Source organism: Hymenobacter algoricola (genome assembly GCF_039539525.1).
In the GTDB taxonomy this organism is placed as follows: domain Bacteria; phylum Bacteroidota; class Bacteroidia; order Cytophagales; family Hymenobacteraceae; genus Hymenobacter; species Hymenobacter algoricola.
In genome coordinates this window covers 62982-77771 of the sequence record NZ_BAABDH010000105.1, presented here as the reverse complement: position 1 = coordinate 77771, position 14790 = coordinate 62982, and the positions used below count along the sequence as shown (strand labels likewise).

Annotated in this window: 15 protein-coding genes and 1 riboswitch; of the genes, 10 read left to right on the top strand and 5 right to left on the bottom strand. The window is 61.9% G+C overall.

Features of this window, described 5'->3' with window-relative positions; genetic code table 11:
• Positions 1-107 precede the first annotated feature (107 nt).
• Positions 108-1196, bottom strand: a complete 1089-nt coding sequence (locus ABD842_RS16950; protein ID WP_345116586.1) for a DUF5074 domain-containing protein — start codon at positions 1194-1196, stop codon at positions 108-110.
• Between the two features lie 34 nt (positions 1197-1230).
• The gene (locus tag ABD842_RS16945; protein ID WP_345116584.1) at positions 1231-3168 is read right to left on the bottom strand and encodes a TonB-dependent receptor; all 1938 of its coding nucleotides are present in this window, start codon (positions 3166-3168) and stop codon (positions 1231-1233) included.
• A 154-nt stretch (positions 3169-3322) separates the two neighbouring features.
• Positions 3323-3555: riboswitch (cobalamin riboswitch) on the bottom strand.
• 185 nt (positions 3556-3740) lie between these two features.
• On the opposite strand from ABD842_RS16945, the gene ABD842_RS16940 reads away from it, so the two are divergent.
• Complete coding sequence (locus ABD842_RS16940) at positions 3741-4340, top strand: DNA-3-methyladenine glycosylase (protein WP_345116582.1); 600 nt, start codon at positions 3741-3743, stop codon at positions 4338-4340.
• Between the two features lie 67 nt (positions 4341-4407).
• Here the strand turns inward: ABD842_RS16940 and ABD842_RS16935 are convergent, their stop codons facing one another.
• Together ABD842_RS16935 and ABD842_RS16930 are read right to left on the bottom strand one after the other, a co-directional pair.
• Positions 4408-5601 carry a class I SAM-dependent methyltransferase gene (locus ABD842_RS16935; RefSeq protein WP_345116580.1) on the bottom strand — a complete coding sequence of 398 codons (1194 nt, stop codon included), beginning with the start codon at positions 5599-5601 and terminating at the stop codon, positions 4408-4410.
• A 33-nt stretch (positions 5602-5634) separates the two neighbouring features.
• Positions 5635-6291 carry a hypothetical protein gene (locus ABD842_RS16930; RefSeq protein WP_345116578.1) on the bottom strand — a complete coding sequence of 219 codons (657 nt, stop codon included), beginning with the start codon at positions 6289-6291 and terminating at the stop codon, positions 5635-5637.
• Positions 6292-6408: 117 nt separating this feature from the next.
• Between ABD842_RS16930 and ABD842_RS16925 the strand changes: the two genes are divergently transcribed.
• Entirely contained in the window at positions 6409-7179 is a 771-nt protein-coding gene (locus ABD842_RS16925; RefSeq protein WP_345116576.1) for a DUF4397 domain-containing protein, read from the top strand.
• A gap of 127 nt (positions 7180-7306) precedes the next feature.
• Positions 7307-8626, top strand: coding sequence for an adenosylhomocysteinase (ahcY, locus tag ABD842_RS16920; RefSeq protein ID WP_345116574.1), 1320 nt, complete (start codon positions 7307-7309; stop codon positions 8624-8626).
• A 51-nt stretch (positions 8627-8677) separates the two neighbouring features.
• On the opposite strand, the gene ABD842_RS16915 is transcribed toward ahcY, so the two are convergent.
• Positions 8678-9223, bottom strand: coding sequence for a DUF3592 domain-containing protein (locus ABD842_RS16915; RefSeq protein ID WP_345116571.1), 546 nt, complete (start codon positions 9221-9223; stop codon positions 8678-8680).
• Positions 9224-9340: 117 nt separating this feature from the next.
• Here ABD842_RS16915 and ABD842_RS16910 point away from each other — a divergent pair, with 117 nt between their 5' ends.
• The 7 genes from ABD842_RS16910 (at position 9341) to nadD (ending at position 14677) form a co-directional block, all read left to right on the top strand.
• Positions 9341-10114, top strand: a complete 774-nt coding sequence (locus tag ABD842_RS16910; RefSeq protein ID WP_345116568.1) for a glycosyltransferase family 2 protein — start codon at positions 9341-9343, stop codon at positions 10112-10114.
• The gene (locus ABD842_RS16905; protein WP_345116565.1) at positions 10111-11151 is read left to right on the top strand and encodes a glycosyltransferase family 9 protein; all 1041 of its coding nucleotides are present in this window, start codon (positions 10111-10113) and stop codon (positions 11149-11151) included. Before ABD842_RS16910 ends, ABD842_RS16905 begins: the two co-directional genes overlap by 4 nt.
• A 26-nt stretch (positions 11152-11177) precedes the next feature.
• Positions 11178-12464 (top strand): O-antigen ligase family protein, encoded by a 1287-nt coding sequence (locus tag ABD842_RS16900; RefSeq protein ID WP_345116562.1) that lies wholly within the window; start codon positions 11178-11180, stop codon positions 12462-12464.
• Positions 12465-12541: 77 nt separating this feature from the next.
• Positions 12542-13180 carry a sigma-70 family RNA polymerase sigma factor gene (locus tag ABD842_RS16895; protein ID WP_345074117.1) on the top strand — a complete coding sequence of 213 codons (639 nt, stop codon included), beginning with the start codon at positions 12542-12544 and terminating at the stop codon, positions 13178-13180.
• A 22-nt stretch (positions 13181-13202) separates the two neighbouring features.
• Positions 13203-13490 carry a hypothetical protein gene (locus tag ABD842_RS16890; RefSeq protein ID WP_345116559.1) on the top strand — a complete coding sequence of 96 codons (288 nt, stop codon included), beginning with the start codon at positions 13203-13205 and terminating at the stop codon, positions 13488-13490.
• 9 nt (positions 13491-13499) lie between these two features.
• Entirely contained in the window at positions 13500-14084 is a 585-nt protein-coding gene (gene gmk / locus ABD842_RS16885) for a guanylate kinase (RefSeq protein ID WP_345116556.1), read from the top strand.
• Entirely contained in the window at positions 14081-14677 is a 597-nt protein-coding gene (gene nadD, locus ABD842_RS16880) for a nicotinate (nicotinamide) nucleotide adenylyltransferase (protein WP_345116553.1), read from the top strand. The genes gmk and nadD overlap by 4 nt, the downstream gene beginning before the upstream one ends.
• Positions 14678-14790 lie beyond the last annotated feature (113 nt).

The following is a 14790-nucleotide window of genomic DNA, read 5'->3' as shown; positions in this document are numbered from 1 at the left end:
GCAACAAATCCGCCTCTTTTAACGACCGAATCATGGCCGTAGCTTGTGGAATCTGGAATTGGCATCTGACTAAAAAGAAAGAGGCTATTTAGGAACAAGTCTGGTGCCTAGTAGAACAGAAAGCCGGTCGGCCCGATGCTCACGCCAAACGAGTCGATGGCCATGCCGTCGGGCTTGTAGCGGATAAAGCGGCCGGTAGTACTGAACGAGCCCACCGAGCCGTAGATAGTGTTGTCCTGGGGGTCAATGTCGGCCCCGTTGAACCGGCGCGCAATAAGCGCCCTGGCCGGCAGGGCAGTGGCGGTGATGGCCATGTTGTAGAGCCCGCCGCCGAAGCGGTAGTAGAGCTGGTCGGCGGCTCCGTTCAGGCGCAGGCCGCCGGGGTGGCCGGTGAATGGCAGCACCGTCTGGGCCGTGGGCAGGGTAGGGGCAAACTTGACCAGGTTGCCCTGGGTGTCCTGAATAACCGGGTAAAGCGGGCCGGGACCGTACTTGGTGATGCCCTGGCACAGCACCCAGATGGCGCCCGACTTATCGAGGACGAGGCTGCCCGGAGCATCCTTGACCTTGATCTTGCTTTCCACCGCGTCGGTGGCGGGGTTGATGACGCGCAGCGTGTCGTCGCCGGTGTTGCCCACGTACACCCGGTTGTTGGCTACCAGCAGCCGCTCGGGCTGAGGGCCCACGGCAATGGTTTTGGTGATGGTGTTCGTGCCCAGGTCAATGACGGCAATGCGGCCTTTCGGGCTGCTGAAGTTGATCCACTCGCTCACGTACGCCTTGTTGGCGGCCACGGCCACCACGTAGCGCGGCTGCTCCAGGCCGGTGATGGTGGCCACGGTCTGGAAAGTGGTCATGTTGACCACTTCCACCTTCTTGCTGTTGTTGGCCACGATGTAGCCCTGCCCGTTGATCACCGTCATCGACTGCACCACGTCGCCCAGCTCCCGGCTGTTCACGGTCTGGAAGATGTTCAGGTCGGCCACGGTGCTGTTGGCCTTCTGGAAGTACGACACGGCGCCGTTAGGCGTGCCGTATTTGCCCTCATTGAGCACAAACACGTTACTGCCGTTCTTGAGGATGTTGAAAGCCGGACCGTCGATGGTGTCGTCGGAGCAGCTTAGCAGGGCCGCGGCGCCGGCGCCGGTGAGCACCAGCTGCTTGAAAAAGGTGAAAAGGCGGGAAGGGGAAGTCATGAAAAATAAGAAAGATGGAAAGTGAAAAGTCGGGTTAGTGCCAGGCCAGGCGCAGACTTACGCTGCCCGAGCGCAGCGGCATGGCGCGGTACTCGTAGCTGTGATACACGCGGTTGGTGAGGTTGTAGCCCTGGGCCAGCAACGTCAGCGAATAGGTGTCCGCTACTTTGAGGGTGCGGCCCACGGAGGTGTTGAGCAGCAGAAAGCCGGGCAGGAAGCTGGTGGCCGAGGCATCGGTAAAGCGGGGGCCGGTATAGGTGAGCGTGGTGTTCAGCTGCCAGCGGGCCCAGGTATGGTCGGTGCTGAAGGTGGCGGCGTGCAGGGGCACGTAGGGCAGCTGCCGGCCGGCCGGGTCGGGGTCGGCGGCGTAGCCACTGCGCTTTTGGGCCTGGCTGAAAGCGTAGGAAGCCCGCATCTGCCCCGCATAGCGCTGGTGGCGCCACCCGAGCTGCGTACTCAGCTCCAGGCCTTGCGTCTGCACCTGCCGCAGGTTGCGCGGCGAGTACTGCTGCCGGCTGTTGGGTATCCACTGCACCCAGTCGTTGACCAGCTGCCGGTACGCAGTCAGCTCGGTGGTCAGGGTCAGGGCTGCGGGCTGCCAGGCGTGCTGCAGGCCGGCTTCGTACCCATAGCCCTGCTCCGGGGCAAGGTCGGGGTTGCCGGTGCGCCAGTACCGCTCGTTCAGGGTCGGGGCCCGGTAGCTGCGCGAGGCGCTGCCTTTCAGGGTCAGCTGCTGGGCCGGAGTCTGCCAGAGCTGCCACTCGGCGCCCGCAGTAGGAGCCAGCGGCGCGCGTCGTCCGGGCAGCACGGCCTGACGCAGGTTGGCCGTGAGGTGCAGCCTCGGGGTCGGGTCGAGCCGGAACAGGGCGAAGCCGGCGTAGCGGTTTTCCTGCACCTGGTAGATGTCGACTTTGCCGGCGAAATGCTGGGCTTCGGCCCCCACGCGCAGACTGACGTTGGGCCGGAAGTGGAAAGTGTGCTCGGCCTGGGCCTGGGTGGTCTGCACGCGCGAAGTGCTGGCCACGTCGTCGGAGCGGTAGTTCAGAATATCCTCGAACCAGGCCACCCGCACCCTTGACTCGTGCCGGTCGGTGGTATGGTGGTAGCCGGCCAGCAGGCGGCGGCTTTTGTCGCGCTCCTGGGCGTGGGTGTTGGCCGAGCCCGTGGAGGGCTGAATCTGCCGGTCGGCGTCGGTGAGCCAGGCGGCGGCGTTCCACTCGGCGTGGCGGCCGGTACGCAGGGTCAGGTCCTGGGTCAGGCTCCACTGGCGCAAGGCGGCGTTTTCCTGGCGGTGCTGCACCAGCCCGCGGGCTTCGCGCACGGTGTAGCGAAAGTCGTTTTGGGCCGTGCGCCAGGAGGCTGCCGTGCGCACCGCCAGCCGCGCGCTGCTGAAGCGGCCCTCCAGACTGTGCGCCCGGTACCCGAAGCTGCCCAGCTCACTCTGCCCCGCCACGTGCGCCCCCGCGTTCCACTGCACCGGCGACGACAGCAGCACGGTGCCGCCCACGGCCGCCGAGCCGTAGGTGCCGCCGGCCGGCCCGCTCTGCACCGCCACCTGGGTGTTGGCCGAGGTCGGCAACAAAGCAAAGTCAGCTTCGCCGAGGGAAGGCAGGTTGATGTTGAAGCCATTCCAGAGCACGGCCGCGTGGCGGGCCGAAGTGCCGCGGATGGAAATGGAAGACAGCTGGCCGGGACCGTAGTTCTTGATATAGAGTGGGGTGCGGCTGGCCAGCACATCGGCCAGGGTACCGCTGCGGTGCAGGGCCAGGGCCACCGAATCCAGGGTCGTGACGCGGCTGCCCACGGCGAAGCGGCCGGGCGGCGCGCCCTGCACCCGCACGGCGGGCAATTGCTGGGCCGGCAGGGGTGCGGGCATCGTCTGGGCCCGGGCCGGCGGGCCGGCCAGGCTCAGCAGCAGCGCGCTGAGGAGGAGCCCGCCAGAGCGCCACGTAAACTGAAGGGTATACATCATCCGAACTAAATTTCCGGTTTAGGAAAATTCAGTTCAAAACCTCCCGGTGGTTGGTCCGAAGACAACTGCCGCGAAGCCGAGGCCGAAAACAGGGAAATCCGGCCGCCCGAAAGCAGCCACTGCCATCATTCTCCGCCTTTCTCCCGAAAGCGCTGAACACTAAAAGTTATGGGCAGGTCTCCTGGCTTGCTTCCGGTGGGCCGCCTTCCCATTTCTCCGGCGTCGTTGCGGCTGGCAACGACTCCCTCTCAGAAACAGTGGCTGGGGGATGGGCCCACCAAATACTCGAAGCGTACAGTTGCGGGGACAGCTCCGGAATTAAACCGGATTCCCTTTTCAGCCTCGCCCCCCAATTGGGGTCCGGCCACCTATAACGAAAGCAAAGATAGGGGTTGCCTGGCAGATATGCAGCCTGTTTGCCGGGTTGTACGGCTAAAAAAAAACGCCCGCAGCCCGCCAGCCGGGGGTAAGCTTTTAGCCGGGCTTTCCGTACATAAGCGGGCCTTGGCCCGTCAAATGCCCTGCATGAGTACCCCGCCGGCTATCCGGCCGCACAAACCGTCCAGTACCAAATGAAGCTCCCCACCGCCTTTTACCAGCGCCCCGACGTTGTCCGGATTGCCCGCGAGCTAGTCGGCAAATACCTGTTTACCCGCATCGACGGCGTGCTCACCGGCGGCCGCATCGTCGAGACGGAGGCCTACGCCCACATCGGCGACCAGGCTTGCCACTCCCACCTGGGCCGCTTCACCAACCGGACCAAGGTGATGTACGAAGCCGGCGGCATCGCCTACTGCTACCTGATTTATGGCCGCTACACCCTGTTCAACATCATCACCAACGAAGCCGGCAAGGCCGATGCCGTCCTGATCCGGGGCCTCGAGCCCACCGAGGGCGTGGCGGAAATGCTGCTGCGCCGCGGCCTGCCGGCACCGGCCCGCAACCTGACTGCGGGCCCGGGCCTGCTCACCCAAGCCTTGGGAATCACCACTAAGCACTACGGCACCGATGTCAGCGGGGACCTGATCTGGATAGAAGATCACGCAGAACGGATGCCCGACGAGCGGCTGGTCGCCAGTCCCCGCGTTGGCATCGACTACGCCGGCCTCGACGCCGCTTTGCCCTGGCGCTTCCGGCTAAAAGGCAGTCCCTGGGTTAGTCCGGCTAAATAAGCAGCGGGCATTGCCGGGAGAAAAGGTGTCGCCTATCTGGCGCTTGATGCGGCGCAAGGAATGGGCATCAGACTTTCTCGCACACCACCACAATCGGGCGGCCGCGCAGGTCGGTGGTGGCAAACAGATATATATCACCGCCTTCGCGAATGCCGGTGTGCTGCCGGAATTCAGCTACGGTATCGGGGAAGTTGCGGGTCGTGACGTGGGCCCGGGCTTCGGGCCCGAGGTGGGCGCGCAGGGTTTTCTTATCGTATTTCTCGGCGGCCAGAATGCGGAAAATCCGCCCCGGAAAGTCCGGGCGCAGCGTTTCCGACATATACAGGTGACTGTGCTGGTGCAGCTTGAACAGCTCGAAGGCGGTGCCCACGCTGCGAAAGCCGCCGGCCTTGAGTACGGCCACGTTGGGCTCGTAGAGGTAGCCCTGGGGCAGAGGCTCGGCGTAGCGGGCTACGGCCCGGGTTTCGCGGGCTTTATTAAGCCGAAACTCCTGCTGCTGCCCGTTGCGGAGCAGGTTGACGGTGTAGCGCTCCGGATCCACGGCCGGCTCGGGACCCAGCTCGTACAGCACTTCCTTGCATTCGTTGTCTACGGCCACCACCCACAGCCGGCGGACCTGCTTGAGTTCCTGCAGCGCCAGCTCAATATCGAGCATGGGCGAGGTTTTGAGCAGCACCCGGTTGGCTTTGTGCAGCAGCAAAGGCAGCAGGCGCAGCACATCCGGCTCACAGTCCTGCAGCCGGTAGATTTTACGGTCGGCCGTGTCGCGGCGGGCGGGGTCCAGGTAAATCCAGTCAAACGTGTCGGGGGTGCTTTTCAGAAACTGCAGGGCGTCGCCGGCGTGGCAGTGCACGTTGCCGATGCCGAGCTGCGCCAGGTTGTAGCGCACGACGGCCACCAAAGCCGGGTCGCGCTCTACGTAATGCACCTCCGGAATGTGGTTGGCAAAGCACGAGGCATCCACGCCGAAGCCCCCGGTCAGGTCGGCCAGGCGCTGCCCGTTTACCAGGCTGGCCTTGAAAGCGGCCGTGCGGGTAGAAGAAGCCTGCTCCACCGACAAGGCCGGCGGGAAAATAAGGTCGGGGTTGTCGGCCCAGGCGGGAAGCTTGGTGCGGGCTTTCTGGCGGGCCTGGATCTGGCGGACCAGGTCCGGTACGGGCAGGCCGGGGTAGCGGCGGGCCTGGAGCGCCAGTTTGGCGGGGTCGTCGTGCAGATGCTCGGCAACATACTGCCGGGCCGCTGCCGGCAAGGGATATTCCATGAAGTAAGCGTACGAAAAAACGCCACGCTTGGTCTAGCGCAGGCTCCAGCTCAAAGCCAACTGCGGGCGCCCGCTTGCGCCGGCCGTCAGCCCCACAGCTGATGGGGTCAGGCGCTGGACCATGCCCACCCGGGCCGACGACAGCCCCGCATTGTACTCGCCGACAGCCCGTTGGAAATGACCGTTAGTATGGTAAGAAATGAGCACGTTCGACAACAGGCTGAACGCGGCCACACCAACAGCTACCTTCTGGGTGCTGTTGAAATACTGCTGTTCGCTGGGCTTGGCCAGCACTTGCTGGCTGTAGAGACTCACGGCGCTGACAAACACCAGGCGCTCGGTCAAAAGGAGCCATTTCTGCCGGCGGTAGGCGTTCAGGCTGGATAGCGCCGCCGCGTTGCCCGCCAGATACGGCCGGAGCCGCTGGCCAAAGAATCCCGCGCTTTGGTAGCGGGCAGTGGACTTGTCGCCCGTGGCGAAGTAGAAATTTTTTTGCGGGCCGCTTTCCCGCCGGTCCTCATCTTCGGGGCTGAGCCGGATAAGCGGACCAACCGGGGCCTGCTGGGCCTGAACCATACCAAAACTCAACAGCAGGAGCAACAAAAAAGCAAGACGACGCATAGATGTGGAAACGGGGCGGATGAAGCGGCAGTTTAAACGGTAAAGGTATTGACTATATAGCAGGATCATAATTCGTTGATCGAGCCAATAGGGTGATTCGTCGGGAAAAACTCCTTTCCCCACCCAACAAAACCCGCAGCCCTTACGTTCTGTGCGCAGTTCACTTTGTCCTTTCCATTCTTTCCCATGAAAAATCTCGCAACTTTTCTGAACCGCGCACTCCTGCTGGCCACGGTGCCTGCCGCTCTGGCCTTCACGGGTTGTGGCAACGATGACGATGATCCAGTGGTAACGCCGGTGCCGGACCAGGGCAAAATAATGCTGGTGCACGCGGCGCCTACATCCAGTGCGGCCGTTAAAATAGTGGCCAACGACAACAAAGAGCTGGGGCAGGCCACGTACGGCACCAACAGCAGCTACGTCAATGTGGTGGCGGGGGCGCAGTCGTTGAAAGTCAATGATGCTACCAGCGGCGCCACGAGCGTCACCCAGACTTTGGCCGTCGAGAAGAACAAGAACTACTCGTTCTTTGCTTACTCGCCCAACGCCAACCTGGGGTCGGCTGCCGGTCTGGCCGTCGTCGATGACCTGACGGCTCCCGCTGCCGGCAAAGCCAAAATTCGCATTGTGCATCTGGGTGTCTCGGCGCCTTCGCCGCTGAACCTGTCGTTGCCGGCCCCCACTATCGGCACCACCGAAATTATCACCAACGTGGGCTTTGGTACGGCATCCTCCTTCACGGAGCTGACGCCGAACACGTATAATCTGGCCGTCTCGACCGGCGCGGGTGCAACCGGCATGGTTGAAGTATCGGTGGGCGACGGCACTGGCACCAATCCAACCGGTGCCAAGGCCTACGCGGCCGGCAAGATCTACACCATCCTGGTTCGGGGCATCAAAAGCACCAGCGTAGCCACCAATCTGCGGCTGCAGGCCGTGGTTATCGAAAACAACTAACTGGCGCTAACCCCAAGCCTGACAAACAGAAAGCCCGCTCTATAAAGGAGCGGGCTTTCTGTTTGTGTCAAACGGCACTAACATTTTGGTTACCTTTGTAGTTGATCCGAAAAACATCCCCTGCATCATGGTTGAGACCAAGACCACGGCCTACGTACCGTACAAAGTAAAAGACATGTCGCTGGCCGAATGGGGCCGCAAGGAAATCCGTTTGGCCGAAGCTGAGATGCCCGGTCTGATGGCCCTCCGCGACGAATTTGGCGCTGCCCAGCCCCTGAAAGGCGCACGCATTGCCGGCTGCCTGCACATGACCATTCAAACGGCGGTGCTCATCGAAACGCTTATCGCCCTGGGCGCCGACGTGACGTGGTCGTCGTGCAACATCTTCTCGACCCAGGATCATGCCGCCGCGGCCATTGCTGCTGCCGGTATCCCTGTATATGCCTGGAAAGGTATGGACGAGGAAGAGTTCAACTGGTGCATCGAGCAGACGCTGTACTTCGGCGAAGACCGGGAGCCGCTGAACATGATTCTCGACGACGGTGGCGACCTGACCAACATGGTGCTGGACCGCTTCCCCGAGCTGGCCGCCGGCATCCGGGGTATCTCGGAAGAAACCACCACCGGCGTGCTGCGCCTGCTGGACCGCGTGAAAAACGGCTCCCTGCTGATGCCCGCCTTCAACATCAACGACTCGGTTACCAAATCGAAGTTCGACAACAAGTACGGCTGCAAAGAGTCGGCCGTGGACGCTATCCGCCGGGCTACCGACGTGATGATGGCCGGCAAGGTGGCCGTAGTAGCCGGTTACGGCGACGTCGGAAAAGGTACTGCCGCTTCGCTGAGCGGGGCCGGTGCCCGGGTTATCGTGACAGAAATTGACCCGATCTGCGCGCTGCAGGCGGCAATGGATGGCTACGCGGTGAAGAAAATGGCTACAGCCATCAAAGAAGCCGACATCGTGATAACCGCTACCGGCAACTGCGACATTATCACCGAAGAGTCGTTCCGCGCCCTGAAGGACAAGGCCATCGTCTGCAACATCGGTCACTTCGATGATGAAATCGACATGGCCTGGCTGAACGGCAACTACGGCCACACCAAAGACACGGTGAAGCCGCAGGTGGATATCTACAACATCGACGGCAAGGAAGTAATCATCCTCGCGGAGGGCCGCCTCGTGAACCTGGGCTGCGCGACGGGCCACCCCTCGTTCGTGATGTCGAACTCCTTCACCAACCAGACGCTTGCGCAGCTGGAGCTGTGGGAAAACTCGGCCAACTACGAAAACAAGGTGTACACCCTGCCCAAGCACCTCGACGAGAAGGTGGCACATCTGCACCTCGCCAAAATCGGCGTGGAGCTGGACGAGCTGAAGCCTAAGCAGGCCAGCTACATCGGCGTCGATGTGGCCGGTCCGTTCAAGTCGGATGCCTACCGCTACTAGGCTTGGTTGATTATCTAAAAAAGCCCGTTCTGCCCCGCAGAGCGGGCTTTTTTATGGGTGCTGCAGCCGGAAATCTCCTTGCCGGCGGGCCCCGGTCACCACGACGTTTTCGGGGTGGGAAGCTGAATAACGAACGTATAGACTGTCGCCAAAAGGCAGCTTGCGCGCGTTGGCGACTCGCTGGTAGTAGACCAAGGCGTTGTGTTGGTATGGAAATACGATATACTGCGTGGTGAAACCTCTGCGCGTTTTTATTTCGAAGTCACTTACGCGGGCCCCGCCCATAACCCCGTCGAAGGCAAGCTGCCGGCTTAGGTACTGGCTTTTGGCGCTGGTCAGGCACACAAACCAGCCCGCAAGCAAAGCAATGGCAAATACAGGCAACAGGAAGCGGAGCAGCCACCGTTTTTTGTACGCCCACAAAGGCGTAATAACGCCCAACCCACCTGCGAGCAGCCCCGCAGCCCATTCATCTAGGGCGCTATTGTAGTAATGGGAGTGACAGATGAATAAGTCGCTGCCCAGCGCAAGCGTGCCTATCGATGTCCCGGCTAGGTGGCGCGGCTGAAACAAAGGGTGAATCTGGGTGAGGAGCATTGGGGCAGCCGTAACGTAGAGAAGCAGAATAATGCAGGCGGCGCTGCCTGACAAGAGCAGGCTATTGTGGATATTTGCCGGCCACAAGTTTCCTGAAATATCCTCACTAGTTCCGCTTTGGTTTCTCTTTCCGTCGTCGTCATCACCTTCAATGAGGAAGCCAACATCGGCCGCTGCCTGGCCGCGGTGGCCGCGGTGGCCGACGAAGTGCTGGTAGTCGATTCCTGCTCCACCGACCGCACGGTGGAAATTTGCCGCCAGTACGGGGCCCGCGTCGTCCAGCACGCTTTCGAAGGCTACGTCGAGCAGAAGAACTTTGCCACCGCCCAGGCCCGCCACGACTATGTGCTCCAGCTCGACGCCGACGAGGTGCTGACCCCGGAGCTGCAGCAGAGCATCCGGGCCGCGAAGGCCGACTGGCAGCACGCGGGCTACACTCTGGCCCGCCTGACCAACTACTGCGGTACCTGGGTGCGGCACGGGGGCTGGTACCCCGACCGGAAGCTGCGCCTCTACGACCGGCGCCTGGGAAGCTGGCAGGGCCTGCTGCTGCACGAACGGTACGCGCTGGTCCCGGGCCAGACCATCGGCACGCTGGCCGGCGACGCGCTGCACTACTCGTACGATTCCGTGGAGCAGCACGTGAGCCAGCTCAACCGCTTCACCAGCATTGCGGCCGCCGAGCTGGCCCTGCGCGGCCGGCGGCGCGTCACGCTGTTTCACCTGCTGCTGAAGCCGCTCTGGAAGTTTGTGCATGGCTATTTCTTCCGGCTGGGCTGGCTGGATGGTTTTGCGGGGCTGTGCATTGCCGGCATTTCGGCCTGGGGGGTATTTCTGAAATTTGCCAAGCTGCGCACCCTGCCGGCGGCGCCACCTGCTTCCGCCGCATGAAAACGTTTCTGGTCAGCCGCACTGATGCCATCGGCGACGTGGTACTCACCCTGCCGGTCTGCGGGTGGCTCAAGCAGCAGTTTGCGGGCTGCCGGGTCATTCTGCTGGGCCGCACCTACACCCGGGCCGTGGCCGATGCCTGCCCCTGGGTTGACGGCTTCCTGAATTTTGATGAGCTGCTGCTGCTGCCAGCCCCGGCCCGGCTGGAGGTGTTGCGCGCACAGCAGGCCGATGCCGTCATCCACGTGTTTCCCAACAAGCTGGTGGCCCGGCTGGCCCAGCAGGCTGGCATCCCCCTGCGCATCGGCACCCGCAACCGCTGGATTCACTGGCTGACCTGCAACCGGCTGGTCGCTCTGAGCCGGCGGGAGTCGCCCCTGCACGAGGCCCAGCTGAACCTGCAGTTGCTGGCCCCGTTGGGCCTGCGGGTGGAGGTGCCGCTGGCTGCCCTGAGGCCGCTGGTTCGTCTGCAGCCTACCGTGGCACTGCCTACCGAGTGGCAGCTGCTGCTGCGGGCGCGGCAGCCCGGCCAGCTCAACGTGATTCTGCACCCGCGCAGCCGCGGCAGTGCCCGGGAATGGGGCCTCGACCATTTCGGCACTCTGGCCCAGGGGCTGCATCGGGCCGGCCACCGCGTGTTTATCACCGGCACGGCCGCCGAAGGAGAGGAGCTGCGTCCCTGGCTGGCCGAACACGCCGAAGTGCTGGCCGCTGACCTGACCGGAAAACTATCCCTGCCCCAGCTGCTGGCCTTCATTGCCGCCGCCGATGGCCTGGTAGCCAATAGTACCGGGCCCCTGCACTTGGCGGCGGCCCTGGGGCGTTATGCGCTGGGCCTGTATCCGCCCATGCGGCCCACGCACCCGGGCCGTTGGGCGCCTCTGGGGCTCCACGCCGATTATCTGGTTTTCGACCGGCCCGACTGCTCCGACTGCCGGCGGACTCCGGCCGACTGCACCTGTATCCGGGCCATTGAGCCGGCGCTGGTACTAAGCCGGGTTTTGGCATGGCAGCCTTGTCCATCCGCCCAATCCTGACTTTCTTACGCTTCTTATCCGTGTTTATGAGGCAACTTCTGCCGGCTGGCTCGTTCCGGCAAGCCTACGCCGCCGGGCGCCTTTCCCAGTACTTGCTGCTGCTAGCGTGTCTGGCGGGCGTGGTGGGGCTGCTGGCGTCCCGGGCGCTGGTCGCGCTGAGCCCGGTGGTGGGCGTGCTGGCGGCGGCGGCCAATCCGCAGGTGCGGCAGCTGCTGAAACCCTGGCTGCGCAATGCTGCCGCCTGGCAGTTGGCCTTGTTATACCTGCTGCTGCTGCTGAGTGGCTTCTACACGTCGCAGTGGGCCGTCTGGCGGCACGAGCTGTACCGCCTGCTGCCGCTGCTGGGGGTGCCGCTGGCTTTTGCGCTGGCCGTGCCGCTGAGCCGCCGGCAGCAGTTCTGGGTGGGCGCACTGTTCGTCATTGGCCTGGCCCTGCTGGGCGCCGCCACCATGGGCCGCTACCTGCTGAACCCGGCCCACGCTCTCGACCTGATGCGGGTAGGCCAGAACCTGCCTTCCGTAACCCGTATCTTCCACATTCACTTTGGCATCATGCTGGCCCTGGCCTGCTGTTTTGGCCTGCTGCTGAGCCGGGGTGCCCCAACCACCGGCTGGCTGCGGTGGCTGCTGCTAACGGCCTCGGCAGTAGCGGCCCTGACGCTGCACGTACTGGCGTACCGCACCGGGCTGCTGGTGCTCTACGTGGCGCTGTTTGCCGACGTCGTTTATTTTTTGCTGGTAAAGCGCCGTTTTCTGCTTGGGGCCGCCCTGCTGCTGCTGCTCGGGGCCGCGCCGGTGCTGGCCTACCAGCTGCTGGCCTCGGTGCGGCAGCGCGTGAGTGCCACGGTTTACGACTACAACGAGTTTCGCTACGGCCACGACATCAACGACCTGTCATTGGCCAAGCGGCTGGCCGCCTGGCAAACGGCCCGCACCATTGCCGGCAACAACCCCTGGCTCGGCGTGGGCCCCGCCGACGCCCAAGCCGCCATGATGGAGCAGTACGAATATCAGGATTTTGGTATTCGGCCGGCCAACCGGGTAATGATTCATAACCAGTATCTGCACTACCTAGTTAGCAGCGGAATAACGGGGCTGTTTCTGTGGCTGCTGGCGCTGCTGGGGCCGCTGGCGCAACCAAGGCAGCGCCGAAATCCGTACGTATGGCATTTCCTGCTTATACTGGGCACCGCCATGCTCGTCGATTCGCTCCTGGAAGTACAAATCGGATTCAACCTGTTTGTGTTTCTTTATGGCTTCCTCGTAGTAGCTACCGAACGCCGCGCTGAAATCGGCCGGCTAAACCCTGCTTGAGCGGATTAGTATAATCTGTACATTTGTTTACACGGCTGCCACTCTCCATCCAACTGTAGCCGCAATTTCCAGCGTCCATGAGCGACTCTCCCGAACGGGTTTCCAAGTTGAGCAAAGAAGAAAAAGACCGCCGGTTTCAGGCTGAACTGATGCCGGTGCTCGACTCTTTGTACAATTTTGCCTTCCGCCTTACTCTTGATGAAGACGACGCCAATGACCTCGTCCAGGAGACGTATCTGAAAGCCTACCGCTTCTTTGAGTACTTTGAGCAGGGAACCAACGCCAAAGCGTGGCTGTTCCGCATCCTGAAAAATTCGTTCATCAACGACTTCCGGAAAAAAAGCAAGCAGCCGGCCAAAGTTGATTACAGCGAAATTGAGGGCTACTACAATACCGAAGATGTGGAAGCCGACGGCGACGCAGGCAGCACCTCCTCGGATATGCGGCAGCAGTCCGTACGCGACCTTATCGGCGACGAAGTAGCCAGCGCCCTAAACTCGCTGCCGGTGGATTTTCGCACCGTCATTATCCTCTGCGACCTGGAAGGGTTTACCTACGAGGAAATGGCCAAAGTGCTCGATATTCCCATCGGAACGGTCCGCTCCCGCCTGCACCGGGCGCGCAACTTTCTGAAGGACAAACTAGAAAAATACGCAAAATCGATGGGCTACGGTAACGATACTGATGGCTCCGATGTTGAGGACGACAACGACTAAAAAACTCTCTCCCGGCCTGATTATGGAAAACACCGCTACTACATCAACCAACCAGAACGCCCCCTCTCCGGAAGGCGCCGACTGTGAACGTGTGAACACAATCCTCGACCAAATCATTGTGGGCCAGGAGCCCAGCGCTGAAGACGAATCGTACTTCGCCAGCCACGCGGAAGACTGCTCCCCGTGCTTCGACAGCATCGATAAGCAGCGCATTTTCGTCGACTTTCTTTCCCAGAAAGTAGGCCGTAAGGGAGCCCCCGCGGCGCTGCCCCAAACTATTTTAGCGCGCCTTCAAGCAGAAATGGCCTAATTTTACCCCATGCAGGGTAAAATCATCGCTTTTTCGGCTCCTTCCGGTGCCGGCAAGACTACTATCGTCCACCGGCTACTGGATCGTATTCCGGAGTTAAGCTTCTCTATTTCAGCCTGTACGCGCGACAAGCGCGGCCGGACGGAAGCCAACGGAAAGGATTATTACTTCATCTCCGTTCAGGAATTCCAGGAGAAGATCCGCCACGATTCTTTCGTGGAATGGGAGGAAGTATACGAAGGAGCCTTCTATGGCACGCTAAAAGATGAGATTGAGCGCATCTGGGAGAGCGGTAAGCACGCCGTGCTTGATGTGGATGTGAAAGGCGGGCTCAGTATCAAAGAGTTTTACAAAGACCGCGCCCTGGCCGTTTTTGTCAAGCCTCCTTCCCTGGAAATTCTGGAGGAGCGCCTCCGCACCCGGGCCACCGACTCGGCCGCCAGTATCTCGGCCCGGCTCTACAAAGCCAACTTTGAGCTTACGTTTGAAGACCGCTTCGACATCACGGTCATCAACGACGACCTCGACCATGCCACGGCCCAGGCCGAAAAGCTGGTGCGCGACTTCATTACTGCCGAGCCCGCTATTCTGTGAGCCAAGCCGCCCGCATTACCAAGGTCGGCCTGCTGTTCGGCTCCTTCAACCCTATCCATACGGGCCACCTGATTCTGGCGCACTTTATGGCCACGCACACCGATCTGGATGCGGTATGGCTGGTGGTGTCGCCGCAAAGCCCGTTTAAGGTGGGGCAGCAGATGCTGGCCGAGCAGAAGCGCTACGAGCTGGTGCAACTGGCTATTGCCCACAACGAGCGCCTGCGGGCGCTGAACATCGAGTTTGACATGCCCAAGCCCAGCTACACCATCGACACGCTCGATGAGTTGGCCCGCCGGCATCCCGACCACCGCTTCGTCCTGCTCATGGGGGAAGACAACCTGCCCGGCCTGCCCCGCTGGAAGCAGGCCGACCGGATTCTGGCCGAGCATGAAGTGTACGTATATCCCCGGCCCGGCGTGGATGCCACCGATGTAAATGCTCACCCCGGCGTGCGGGTGGTGGATGCCCCCCTGCTGGATATCTCGGCTACGTTTATCCGCGACTGTGTGCGGGCCGGTAAATCCATCCGCTACCTGGTGGCAGAGCCGGTGGAGGCGCGAATCATCCTGGAAGGCTACTGGCGCGAGTAAATCATCTGCATTACCAGCACTGCTTTCTGAACGGAACTATCAGCAAGGCTTAATAAACAGCAAGCCCCGCCGTACGGATACGGCGGGGCTTGCTGTTTATTAAGCCTTGCGCT